An 11496-nucleotide genomic window follows, 5' to 3' on the forward strand; every position below is an offset into this window, starting at 1 on the left:
CATGGTGCGACGCGTCTTCTGGATGGCGGTCGGCGCCGGTGCGACCGTGTGGGCCATGAACAAGGCCAACGAGGCCGTGCACCGGCTCACCCCGGACAGCCTCTCCGGCACCGCCACGCGCGGTGCGCTGCACCTGGGCGACCTGGCCAAGCAGTTCGCCCAGGACGTGCGGGCCGGCATGGCCGAGCGCGAGGAGCAGCTGAAGGACGACCTCGGACTGCACGGCACCGCCGTCGTCGAGCCCGGGAGCACCCGCCGGGTCCTGCGCGGCGAGCCGCAGTACCGAGCTATCTCGGCGGCGCCCGGCAGCCCGGCCGCCGCCCTGCCCCCGTCCGGCCCCCGCCCCGTATCCCGTGGGGCCCGCACCACCACCCGAGCCATTGAAGAAACGCCCCGCCGCGCCCTGCCGCAGCGGGGCGGCACCCCGAACCGGAAGGACCAATAATGGAGTCGGCTGAGATCCGCCGCCGCTGGCTGCGCTTCTTCGAGGAGCGCGGCCACACCGTCGTTCCGTCGGCGTCCCTGGTCGCCGACGACCCCACCCTGCTGCTGGTCAACGCCGGCATGGTGCCGTTCAAGCCCTACTTCCTGGGCGAGGTCAAGCCGCAGTTCTCGCGCGCCACCAGCGTCCAGAAGTGCGTGCGCACCCTGGACATCGAGGAGGTCGGGAAGACCACCCGGCACGGCTCCTTCTTCCAGATGTGCGGCAACTTCTCCTTCGGCGACTACTTCAAGGAAGGCGCCATCAAGTTCGCGTGGGAGCTGCTCACCAGCTCCGTCGCGGACGGTGGCTACGGCCTGGAGAAGGAGAAGCTCTGGATCACCGTCTACCAGGACGACGACGAGGCCGAGCTGATCTGGCGTGACGTCATCGGCGTCCCGTCCGAGCGCATCCAGCGCCTCGGCATGAAGGACAACTTCTGGTCGATGGGCGTCCCCGGCCCCTGCGGCCCGTGCTCGGAGATCAACTACGACCGCGGCCCCGCGTACGGCGAGGAGGGCGGCCCGGCCGTCAACGGCGAGCGCTACCTGGAGATCTGGAACCTGGTCTTCATGCAGTACGAGCGCGGCCACGGCGACGGCAAGGACGGCTTCGAGATCCTCGGCGACCTGCCGAGCAAGAACATCGACACCGGCCTCGGCCTGGAGCGCCTCGCCGCCATCCTCCAGGGCGTCGACAACCTCTTCGAGATCGACACCAGTCGGATGATCCTCGACCGCGCCGCCGAGCTCACCGGCCACACCTACGGCGCCGACCACAAGTCGGACGTCTCGCTGCGCGTGGTCACCGACCACATCCGCACCGCGCTGATGCTGATCGGCGACGGCGTCACCCCCGGCAACGAGGGCCGCGGCTACGTGCTGCGCCGCATCCTGCGCCGCGCCATCCGCAACATGCGCCTGCTGGGCGCCACCGGCGTGGTGGCCAAGGACCTCACCGACATCGCCATCAAGGCGATGGCTCCGCAGTACCCGGAGCTGGAGAGCGACCGCAAGCGCATCGAGACGGTCGTCGTCGGCGAGGAGGCGGCCTTCCTGCAGACCCTCAAGGCCGGCACCAGCCTGCTGGACGCCGCGGTCACCGAGACCAAGCAGGCCGGCGGCGCGGTCCTCTCCGGGGACCAGGCCTTCAAGCTGCACGACACCTACGGCTTCCCGATCGACCTCACCCTGGAGATGGCCGAGGAGCAGGGCCTCCAGGTGGACGAGGCCGGCTTCCGCCGTCTGATGCAGGAGCAGCGCAACCGCGCCAAGGCGGACGCCAAGGCCAAGAAGATGGGCCACGCCGACGTCGCCGCGTACCGCGAGGTCGCCGACAAGTCCGGCGCGAGCGTCTTCACCGGCTACAACCTCACCGAGGGCGAGGCCAGCGTCGTCGGCCTGCTGGTGGACGGCGTTCCGGCGCCGGCCGCCTCCGAGGGCGACGAGGTCGAGATCATCCTCGACCGCACCCCGTTCTACGCCGAGGGCGGCGGCCAGCTCGCCGACCACGGCCGGATCCGGCTGGAGTCCGGCGCGGTGGTGGAGATCCGCGACGTGCAGCAGCCCGTCCCGGGTGTCATCGTGCACTCCGGCGGGGTGCTGTTCGGCGAGGTCGTGCTCGGCGCCTCGGCGTACGCCACGATCGACACCGAGCGCCGCCGGGCGATCGCCCGCGCCCACTCGGCCACCCACCTGACCCACCAGGCGCTGCGTGACGCGCTCGGCCCGACGGCCGCCCAGGCCGGTTCCGAGAACGCCCCCGGCCGCTTCCGCTTCGACTTCGGCTCGCCCGCCGCCGTCCCGGGCACCGTGCTGGTCGACGTCGAGCAGAAGATCAACGACGTGCTGGGTCGCGAACTCGACGTCACCGCCGAGGTCATGACGATGGATCAGGCCCGCAAGGCCGGCGCCATCGCGATGTTCGGCGAGAAGTACGGCGACGAGGTCCGGGTCGTCACCATCGGTGACTTCTCCAAGGAGCTGTGCGGTGGCACGCACGTCGGCAACACCGCCCAGCTGGGCCTGGTCAAGCTGCTCGGCGAGTCCTCGATCGGCTCCGGCGTGCGTCGCGTCGAGGCGCTGGTCGGCGTCGACGCGTACAAGTTCCTGGCCCGCGAGCACACCGTGGTCTCCCAGCTGACCGAGCTGGTCAAGGGGCGCCCGGAGGAGCTGCCGGAGAAGATCTCGGGCATGCTCGCCAAGCTCAAGGACGCCGAGAAGGAGATCGAGCGCTTCCGCGCCGAGAAGGTGCTGGCCGCCGCGGCGGGTCTGGCCGACTCGGCCGAGGACGTGCACGGCATCTCGGTGGTCGCCGCGCAGGTCGCCGACGGCGTGGGCGCGGACGAGCTGCGCAAGCTGGTGCTGGACGTGCGAGGCCGCCTCGGCTCGCGCCCGGCCGTGGTCGCCGCCTTCACCGTGGCGAACGACCGCCCGCTGACCGTGATCGCCACCAACGAGGACGCCCGCGCCCGCGGCATCAAGGCCGGCGAGCTGGTCCGGGTCGCCGCCAAGACCCTCGGCGGCGGCGGTGGCGGCAAGGACGACGTCGCCCAGGGCGGCGGCTCCAACCCGGCCGCGGTCGGCGAGGCCGTCGCCGCGGTGCGCGGCCTGGTCGCGGAGCGCGCCAGCTGATGGTCGAGGAGCCTCAGGTGGAGCGGCCCTTCCGACGGGGGCGGCGGATCGCCGTCGACGTCGGTGACGCCCGGATCGGGGTCGCGTCCTGCGACCCCGACGGGGTGCTCGCCACGCCCGTGGAGACCGTTCCGGCCGGGGTGAAGTCGCAGGCCAGGATCGCCGCCATCGTCGAGGAGTACGACGCGGTGGAGGTGATCGTCGGGCTGCCCCGCTCGCTGAGCGGCAAGGAGGGCCCGGCGGCGGAGAAGGTCCGCGCCTACGCGACGCGGCTGGCCAACCGGCTGTACCCGGTGCCGGTCCGGCTGGTCGACGAGCGGATGTCGACCGTCACCGCCACCCACGGGCTGCGCGCCTCGGGCGTCAAGGCGAAGAAGGGCCGCTCGGTGGTCGACCAGGCCGCCGCGGTGGTGATCCTGCAGACCGCCCTTGAGTCCGAACGGGTGAGCGGGAACCCGCCTGGTGAGAGCGTCGAGGCGGTCGGCTGACCGGCCTGATCTAACGTCCCGTCGAGGGGTCCGTGCGGACGCGTCCGCACGGACCCCTTCGAACGTTTCGGCACTGCCGAGGGGACGCGAGCCATGACCGACCAGGACTTCCATCCGGGGCTCACGCCCGGGCACCTGGGTGCGCCGGTGCTGGAGCCGGAGGGCCGGCCGCCGGGCGCGCCCCGCATGCGCCCCGATGCACCCGATCCGCACCGACGGCGTAACGGACTGGCCTGCGCGCTCACCGCGCTCGCCCTGGTCGCGGTGTTCGGCGGGGCGGGCCTCGCCGGGTACACCTGGTTCCAGGGACAGCGCACACCCCCGGCCGCCGCCGACTACGCGGGGCAGGGCACCGGCAGCGTCCAGGTCTCGGTGCCGGAGGGCGCGGGCCTGTCCCAGATCGCGTCCGCCCTGGTCCGCAACGGGGTGGTGGCCAGCTCGCTCGCCTTCACCCGGGCGGCCAAGGGCAGCGCCGCGGCTGCCGGGCGGATCCAGCCCGGCACCTACACCCTGAAGCAGCGGATGTCGGCCGCGGCCGCGCTGACCGTGCTGATCGACCCGGCCAACGCCAACGGCCTGACCATCCCCGAGGGCTGGCGCGGCTACCAGATCTACGTGGCCATCGACCACAAGCTGCGCCTGCCGGAGGGCACCACCCAGCGCACCGCCCAGGAGCAGGGCGCCGAACTGGGTCTGCCGGACTTCGCCAAGGGCAGCCCCGAGGGCTACCTCTTCCCCGCGACGTACAGCGTCACCGACGGGACCACCGCGATCGACCTGCTGAAACAGATGGTGGAGCGGGCCGGCAAGGAGTTCAGCCGGGACGACGCGAACGTCGTCGCGCAGAACCTCGGGCAGAGCCTGTACGGGCTGGTCACCGTGGCCAGCATGGTCCAGGGCGAGGCCGACAACAACGAGGACATGGGCAAGGTGGCGCGGGTCATCTACAACCGGCTCGCCAAGGGCATGCCGCTGCAGCTCGACTCCACGATCAACTACGCGCTCGGCCGGTCGACCCTGAACACCACCGTCACCGACACCCGGCTGGACTCCCCGTACAACACCTACCTGCACCCCGGGCTGCCGCCCACGCCGATCTCCAACCCGGGGCGGCAGGCGATCATGGCGGCGCTGGACCCGGCGCAGGGGGACTGGCTCTACTTCGTCACCGTGAAACCGGGGGACACCCGCTTCACCGACAGCTTCGACGTGCAGCAGCGCAACGTCGCCGAGTTCAACGCCAACCGGGCGTCGGCGAAGCCGAGTGCCTCGGCCCTGCCGTCGGCTTCGGCCGGCGCGTCCGCCCCCGCCTCCGGGCCGCCGGCGCCGGCGCCCGAGCCGAGCACGGGCGGGTGAGGTCGGACACTGACGGCACGTCCGCCCTGCCGGGGGCACGTGTGCGGTACGGTAACGTCTCCTCCCAGGCGCTGCGCTAGCACGCCGGTTCGAGAATCAGCCGGGACCGCGTCCCGGACGGCCGGTCCGATCCTCCGGCCGTCTTCGTCGGTTAAGGGGATCAATGACCGATCTGGGTCGGGGCTACGGCCCCCAGGGCTCTGAGCCGTGGCACCCCGGTGACCCCGGGTACGGCGGCCAGCAGCCGGTCCCCGGCCAGCAGGACGGCCAGTGGCAGCAGTATCCCCAGCAGGGCGAGCCGGTCCAGCAGTATCCCCAGCAGCAGGGCGAGCCGGTCCAGCAGCCGTACGGAGACATGCAGCAGCAGGGGTATCCGCAGCAGCAGATGCAGCAGATGCCGCAGCAGGGGTACCCGCAGGGGTATCAGCAGCAGGGGTTCCCGGGCGGACAGCAGCAGTACCCGCAGCAGCAGGTGCCCCAGCAGCAGATGCAGCAGCAGGGCTACCCGCAGCAGGGGTACCCGCAGCAACAGCAGCAGATGCCGCAGCAGGGGTACCCGCAGGGGTATCAGCAGCAGGGGTTCCCGGACGGTCAGCAGCAGCCGGGTATGGCGCAGCAACCGGGCATGGCGCAGCAGCAGGGGATGGCCCCGCAGCAGCCCCAACAGCTTCAGCAGCCCGGTGCGCAGCAGCAGCCGGGCATCCCGCAGCAGGGCGCGCAGCCCGGGCGGCGGCGTCGCGCGGCGCCGGAGCCCGAGCCGGTCGCGCCCGTCAGCGGCCCCGGCCCGGACGGCATCGACTGGGAGGCCGAGGCCGCCGCGCTGGAGGCCGGCGCCGACCCGGTCGGCGGGCACGCGCCCGAGACCGACGAGTGGGACGGCCACCCGGACGGCTTCCAGGAGGACGGCCACCACGAGGACGCCGAGCACCGCGACGAGGACGGCCACGCCGAGCAGGATGGCTTCCTCGGCGAGGAGGACTCCTCCCGCGACGCGCAGAAGAAGCGCAAGGAGAAGGGCAAGAAGTCCGGCCGCCGCAACGGCGGGGCCTGCTTGCTGGTCGCGCTGGTGCTGGTCGGCGCCCTGGGCGGGGCCGGCTGGTGGGGCTACGGCTTCTACCAGGACCACTTCGGCCCGCCGCCGGACTTCACGGGCGAGGGCGGCAGCCCCGTCCAGGTCGAGGTCAAGTCGGGTGCGGTCGGCGGTCAGATCGGCCTGGCGCTGAAGAACGCCGGCGTGGTCAAGAGCGTCGACGCCTTCGGCAAGGTCTGTTCCGCCGAGCCGAAGTGCACGACCATCCAGCCGGGCTTCTACTCGCTGAAGAAGGAGCTGCCGGCCGCCACCGCGCTGAGCGAGCTGCTCAACGGGGCCGGCGGTGCGGCGCTGGTCATCCCCGAGGGCAAGACCGCCGCGGACATCTACACCCTGATCGACGGGAAGCTGAAGCTGCCGCAGGGCACCACGGCGGGTGTCGCCAAGGCCCAGGTCGGCAGCCTCGGCCTGCCGGCGTACGCGAACGGCAACGTCGAGGGCTTCCTCTGGCCGACCCGGTACAACATCGCCGACGGCATGAAGCCCGAGGACCTGCTCAAGCAGATGGTGAAGAACGCCACCGACAAGTACGCGACGCTGGACGCCGACGCGTCCAAGGCGGGCCTCAAGAACGCGTACGAGGTGGTCATCGAGGCGAGCATCCTGCAGCGCGAGGGCAACAACGTCGAGGACTTCGGCAAGATGGCCAGGACCATCCAGAACCGGCTGGCGAGCGATGCCGTGCGCCACACGCTCGGCATGGACACCACGCTGCAGTACTCGCTGGGCCGCAAGGACCTGGACAAGAAGGACATCAACGACGGGTCCAACAAGTACAACACCTACATCAACCCGGGTCTGCCGCCGACGCCGATCTCCAACCCCGGCGACGACGCGCTCAAGGCGGTGCTCAACCCGGCGGACGGCAAGTGGCTGTACTTCATCGCGATGTCCCCGATCAAGACCCTCTTCGCCGAGACGGACAAGGAGCACGCGGCCAACGTCGAGGCGTACTGCCGGGCGGCGGGCCAGGGCTTCGACAAGGTCGGCCTCCACTGCACCACCAAGTAGCCGCCACCGCACCGCCGTTCACGGAGGAGCAACGTTGACCAGCAAGCACCGGGCCGCCGTCCTCGGCTCGCCGATCGCCCACTCGCTCTCGCCGGACCTGCACCGGGCCGCCTTCGCGGCGCTCGGGCTGGACGGCTGGCGCTACGACCGCTTCGAGGTCGACGAGGCCGGCCTGCCCGGCTTCCTCACCGGGCTGGACGAGGCCGAGTGGGCCGGGTTGTCGCTGACCATGCCGCTGAAGCGGGCGATCATCCCGCTGCTGGACGAGGTCAGCGCGACGGCCCGCGCGGTGGACGCGGTGAACACCGTGGTGTTCACCGCCGACGGGCGGCGCACCGGGGACAACACCGACGTCCCCGGGCTGGTGAACGCGCTGCGCGAGCGGGGCATCACCGAGGTGCCGGCCGCGGCCGTGCTGGGTGCCGGGGCCACCGCCTCCTCGGCGCTGGCGGCGCTGGCCCAGGTCTGCACCGGCGAGGTGACCGTCTACGTGCGCAGCGCGGAGCGGGCCCGGGAGATGGCCGAGCTGGGCGAGCGGCTGGGCGTCGCCGTGCGCACCGCCGACTGGGAGCGCGGCGCGGAGGCGCTGGCGCGGCCGCTGACCGTCTCGACCACGCCGGTCGGTGCGACCGACGCCTTCGCCGGGGCACTGCCCGCCGCGCCGGGGGCGCTGTTCGACGTGCTGTACCACCCGTGGCCGACGGCGCTGGCCGAGGCCTGCGCCGCGCGCGGGGCGACCGTCCTGGGCGGGCTGGACCTGCTGGTGCACCAGGCGGTGCTGCAGAGCGAGGCCTTCACCGGGCGGGCGCCGGGGCCGCTGGCGGCGATGCGCGAGGCGGGCGAGAAGGCCCTCGCCGGGCGCTGAGGCCGGGCCGGTGGCCGGATCGCGCCGACCACCGCCCGGCCGGGTGGCCGGAATCGTGCCGACCACCGTCCCGCCGACTGGCCGGTTGCCGTCCGTCACGCGGACTGGGCCTCCGGGTGCCGCCGGGACGTGAAAGGATTCAGGGGAAAAGGCACGCCCGGGCGGGCCCCGGCAGGTGCCGAGGCCGGTCCGCTGATGAAGGAGCTCCGTTGGGTACGTTGCGCTGGCTGACGGCGGGGGAGTCGCACGGCCCCGCACTCGTCGCGACGCTGGAAGGCCTGCCCGCCGGTGTACCGGTCACCACCGCGGTGGTGGCCGACGCGCTGGCGCGCCGCCGGCTCGGTTACGGTCGCGGCGCACGGATGAAGTTCGAGCAGGACGAGGTGACGTTCCTCGGCGGCGTCCGGCACGGCGAGACCATGGGCAGCCCGGTGGCGGTCATGGTCGGTAACACCGAGTGGCCGAAGTGGGAGCAGGTCATGTCGGCCGACCCGGTCGACCCCGAGGTGCTGGCCGGTCTGGCCCGCAACGAGGCGCTCACCCGCCCCCGCCCCGGCCACGCCGACCTGGCCGGCATGCAGAAGTACTCGATCGACGAGGCCCGTCCGATCCTGGAGCGCGCCAGCGCCCGTGAGACGGCCGCCCGGGTCGCGCTCGGTGCCGTCGCCCGCGCGTACCTGAAGGAGACCTGCGGGATCGAGATCGTCAGCCACGTGGTCGAGCTGGCCGCCGCCAAGGCCCCGGCCGGTGTGCTGCCGCTGCCCTCGGACGAGGCGCGGCTGGACGCCGACCCGGTCCGCTGCCTGGACGCCGACGCCTCGAAGGCGATGGTCGCCGAGATCGACCAGGCCCACAAGGACGGCGACACCCTCGGCGGCGTGGTCGAGGTGCTCGCGTACGGCGTGCCGGTGGGTCTGGGCTCGCACGTGCACTGGGACCGCCGGCTGGACGCCCGGCTGGCCGCCGCGCTGATGGGCATCCAGGCGATCAAGGGCGTCGAGGTCGGCGACGGCTTCGAGCTGGCCCGGGTGCCCGGCTCGCAGGCGCACGACGAGATCGTCCCGACCCCCGAGGGCGTCAAGCGCACATCCGGCCGCTCCGGCGGCACCGAGGGCGGCCTGACCACGGGCGAGGTGCTGCGGGTGCGTGCCGCCATGAAGCCGATCGCCACCGTGCCGCGGGCGTTGCAGACCCTGGACGTGCGCACCGGCGAGCCGGCCAAGGCGCACCACCAGCGCTCGGACGTCTGCGCCGTGCCGGCCGCCGGGATCGTCGCCGAGGCGATGGTCGCGCTGGTGCTGGCCGACGCGGTGAACGAGAAGTTCGGCGGTGACCACGTCTCCGAGACCCGCCGCAACGTGCAGGGCTACCTCGACAACCTGATCATCCGATGACCGTTCCGGTCGTTGTGCTGGTCGGCCCGCCCGGCAGTGGCAAGTCCACCGTCGGGCGGGCCCTGGCCGAGCGCCTGGGCGTCGGCTTCCGGGACACCGACGCCGACATCGAGGCGCTGGCCGGCAAGCCCATCCCGGAGATCTTCATCGACGAGGGCGAGCCGCACTTCCGCGAGCTGGAGGTCCGGGCCGTGCGCACGGGCGCCACGGAGCACGACGGCGTGCTGGCACTCGGCGGCGGCGCGGTGATGGCCGAGGCCACCCGCGCCCTGCTGCGCGAGCTGCCGGTCGTCTTCCTGGAGGTCCCGCTGGCGGACGCGGTCAAGCGGGTCGGCCTGGACGCCCCGCGCCCGCTGCTGGCCATCAACCCGCGGGCCCGCTGGCGCGAGCTGATGGAGGCCCGCCGGCCCCTCTACCTGGAGGTGGCCACCGCCGTCGTCGACACCGCCGGCCGCACCCCCGAGCAGGTCGCGGACGCCGTACTGGAAGCACTGGAGCTGAAGACCCCCCATGACTGACCCCATCGTCAGGATTCACGTCGGCGGCAGCGCCGGCCACGACCCGTACGACGTGCTGATCGGGCACCAGCTGCTCGGCGAGCTGTCGGCGCTGATCAGTCCCCCCAGTCTGGGGACAAGAGGCGCCAAGCGGGTCGCGATCATCCACCCCGAGGCGCTGGCCGCCACCGCCGACGCCATCCGCGAGGACCTGCTCGGCGAGGGCTACGAGGCGATCGCGCTCCAGGTGCCCAACGCCGAGGACGCCAAGAGCGCCGAGGTCGCCGCGTACTGCTGGTCGGTGCTCGGGCAGACCGGCTTCACCCGCAGCGACGTCGTCGTCGGCCTCGGCGGCGGCGCCACCACCGACCTGGCCGGCTTCGTCGCCGCGACCTGGCTGCGCGGCGTCCGCTGGATCTCCATGCCCACCACGTTGCTCGGCATGGTCGACGCGGCCGTCGGCGGCAAGACCGGCATCAACATCGCCGAGGGCAAGAACATGGTCGGCGCCTTCCACCCGCCGGTGGGCGTGCTGGCCGACCTCGACACCCTGGCGACCGTGCCCAAGCACGACTACGTCTCCGGCCTCGCCGAGGTCATCAAGTGCGGCTTCATCGCCGACCCGGCCATCCTCGACCTGATCGAGGCCGACCCGGAGGGCGCCAAGACCCCGGACGGCACGCACACCGTCGAGCTGATCCGCCGCGCCATCCAGGTCAAGGCCGACGTGGTCTCCGGGGACCTCAAGGAGTCCGGCCGGCGCGAGATCCTCAACTACGGCCACACCCTCGGCCACGCCATCGAGCGCAACGAGCGCTACAAGTGGCGGCACGGCGCCGCGATCTCCATCGGCATGGTCTTCGCCGCCGAACTCGGCCGCCTGGCGGGCCGGTTGGACGACGAGACGGCCGACCGGCACCGCACCGTACTGGCCTCCGTCGGCCTGCCGCTGCGCTACCAGGCGGACGCCTGGCCGAAGCTGCTGGACGCCATGAAGATCGACAAGAAGTCGCGCGGCGACCTGATCCGCTTCATCGTCCTGGACGGCCTCGGCAAGACCTCCGTCCTGGAGGGCCCCGACCCGTCCCTGCTGGTCGCCGCCTACGCGGAGGTCTCGGCGTGACCAGGGTCATGGTGCTCAACGGCCCCAACCTCGGGCGGCTCGGCAGCCGCGAGCCGGACGTCTACGGCGCCACCTCCTACGCCGGGCTGGTCGAGCGCTGCACCGCGCTCGGCAAGGAGTTCGGCTTCGAGGTCGAGGTGCACGAGACCAACTCCGAGCAGCAGATGGTGGAGTGGCTGCACGAGGCGGCCGACGGCAAGGTGCCCGTGGTGATCAACCCGGGCGCGTTCACGCACTACTCGTACGCGATGCGGGACGCCGCCTCGCAGCGCACCGCGCCGCTGATCGAGGTGCACATCTCCAACCCGTACGCCCGGGAGACCTTCCGGCACACCTCGGTGATCGCCGCGGTGGCCTCCGGCACCATCGCGGGGTTCGGGCTCGGCTCGTACGAGCTGGCCCTGCGCGCCCTGGCCGAGCAACTCACCACGCGCTGACGCCTGGTCAGCGGCCCGGGGGGGGGGGGGGGGCCCCCCCCGAGCCCCCCGTGTGGCTCCCCCCTCAAAATTTTCGGGGGGGGGAACGGGGCAAAAGCCCCGGGGGGGGGTCGGTCCGCCA

General features: G+C 72.6%; 11 protein-coding genes. 10 read left to right on the plus strand and 1 reads right to left on the minus strand.

What is annotated here, in order from left to right; genetic code table 11:
• Window position 1 precedes the first annotated feature (1 nt).
• The 4 genes from AC07AL_RS17130 to mltG (AC07AL_RS17145) all read left to right on the plus strand — a co-directional run bounded on the left by AC07AL_RS17130 (window position 2) and on the right by mltG (AC07AL_RS17145) (window position 4958).
• Window positions 2–445 carry a DUF6167 family protein gene (locus tag AC07AL_RS17130; protein WP_363583102.1) on the plus strand — a complete coding sequence of 148 codons (444 nt, stop codon included), beginning with the start codon at window positions 2–4 and terminating at the stop codon, window positions 443–445.
• The gene (alaS, locus tag AC07AL_RS17135) at window positions 445–3114 is read left to right on the plus strand and encodes an alanine--tRNA ligase (RefSeq protein ID WP_363618264.1); all 2670 of its coding nucleotides are present in this window, start codon (window positions 445–447) and stop codon (window positions 3112–3114) included. The genes AC07AL_RS17130 and alaS overlap by 1 nt, the downstream gene beginning before the upstream one ends.
• Window positions 3114–3602, plus strand: a complete 489-nt coding sequence (gene ruvX, locus AC07AL_RS17140) for a Holliday junction resolvase RuvX (protein WP_063346786.1) — start codon at window positions 3114–3116, stop codon at window positions 3600–3602. The genes alaS and ruvX overlap by 1 nt, the downstream gene beginning before the upstream one ends.
• A 93-nt stretch (window positions 3603–3695) precedes the next feature.
• Entirely contained in the window at window positions 3696–4958 is a 1263-nt protein-coding gene (gene mltG, locus AC07AL_RS17145; protein WP_400986375.1) for an endolytic transglycosylase MltG, read from the plus strand.
• 160 nt (window positions 4959–5118) lie between these two features.
• Here the strand turns inward: mltG (AC07AL_RS17145) and AC07AL_RS17150 are convergent, their stop codons facing one another.
• Complete coding sequence (locus AC07AL_RS17150) at window positions 5119–5577, minus strand: hypothetical protein (RefSeq protein WP_478317736.1); 459 nt, start codon at window positions 5575–5577, stop codon at window positions 5119–5121.
• Between the two features lie 6 nt (window positions 5578–5583).
• On the opposite strand from AC07AL_RS17150, the gene mltG (AC07AL_RS17155) reads away from it, so the two are divergent.
• The 6 genes from mltG (AC07AL_RS17155) (at window position 5584) to aroQ (ending at window position 11375) form a co-directional block, all read left to right on the plus strand.
• Window positions 5584–7059 (plus strand): endolytic transglycosylase MltG, encoded by a 1476-nt coding sequence (gene mltG, locus AC07AL_RS17155; RefSeq protein ID WP_363627477.1) that lies wholly within the window; start codon window positions 5584–5586, stop codon window positions 7057–7059.
• 34 nt (window positions 7060–7093) lie between these two features.
• Window positions 7094–7924, plus strand: a complete 831-nt coding sequence (locus AC07AL_RS17160; RefSeq protein WP_400803590.1) for a shikimate dehydrogenase — start codon at window positions 7094–7096, stop codon at window positions 7922–7924.
• 209 nt (window positions 7925–8133) lie between these two features.
• Window positions 8134–9318 (plus strand): chorismate synthase, encoded by a 1185-nt coding sequence (gene aroC, locus AC07AL_RS17165; protein WP_350877858.1) that lies wholly within the window; start codon window positions 8134–8136, stop codon window positions 9316–9318.
• Window positions 9315–9836, plus strand: a complete 522-nt coding sequence (locus AC07AL_RS17170) for a shikimate kinase (RefSeq protein ID WP_063346780.1) — start codon at window positions 9315–9317, stop codon at window positions 9834–9836. Before aroC ends, AC07AL_RS17170 begins: the two co-directional genes overlap by 4 nt.
• Entirely contained in the window at window positions 9829–10938 is a 1110-nt protein-coding gene (aroB, locus tag AC07AL_RS17175) for a 3-dehydroquinate synthase (protein WP_363583114.1), read from the plus strand. Before AC07AL_RS17170 ends, aroB begins: the two co-directional genes overlap by 8 nt.
• 8 nt (window positions 10939–10946) lie before the next feature.
• Complete coding sequence (aroQ, locus tag AC07AL_RS17180; RefSeq protein WP_063350970.1) at window positions 10947–11375, plus strand: type II 3-dehydroquinate dehydratase; 429 nt, start codon at window positions 10947–10949, stop codon at window positions 11373–11375.
• Window positions 11376–11496 lie beyond the last annotated feature (121 nt).

Source organism: Kitasatospora sp. NPDC043949 (assembly GCF_056435365.1).

Excerpts from the sequence above, each read along its gene's own strand:
- ruvX (WP_063346786.1), top strand. The coding sequence starts at position 3,114 with ATGGTCGAGGAGCCTCAGGTGGAGCGGCCCTTCCGACGGGGGCGGCGG.
- AC07AL_RS17130 (WP_363583102.1), top strand. The coding sequence starts at position 2 with ATGGTGCGACGCGTCTTCTGGATGGCGGTCGGCGCCGGTGCGACCGTG.
- AC07AL_RS17170 (WP_063346780.1), top strand. The coding sequence starts at position 9,315 with ATGACCGTTCCGGTCGTTGTGCTGGTCGGCCCGCCCGGCAGTGGCAAG.
- aroB (WP_363583114.1), top strand. The coding sequence starts at position 9,829 with ATGACTGACCCCATCGTCAGGATTCACGTCGGCGGCAGCGCCGGCCAC.
- mltG (WP_400986375.1), top strand. The coding sequence starts at position 3,696 with ATGACCGACCAGGACTTCCATCCGGGGCTCACGCCCGGGCACCTGGGT.
- mltG (WP_363627477.1), top strand. The coding sequence starts at position 5,584 with ATGGCGCAGCAGCAGGGGATGGCCCCGCAGCAGCCCCAACAGCTTCAG.
- alaS (WP_363618264.1), top strand. The coding sequence starts at position 445 with ATGGAGTCGGCTGAGATCCGCCGCCGCTGGCTGCGCTTCTTCGAGGAG.
- aroQ (WP_063350970.1), top strand. The coding sequence starts at position 10,947 with ATGGTGCTCAACGGCCCCAACCTCGGGCGGCTCGGCAGCCGCGAGCCG.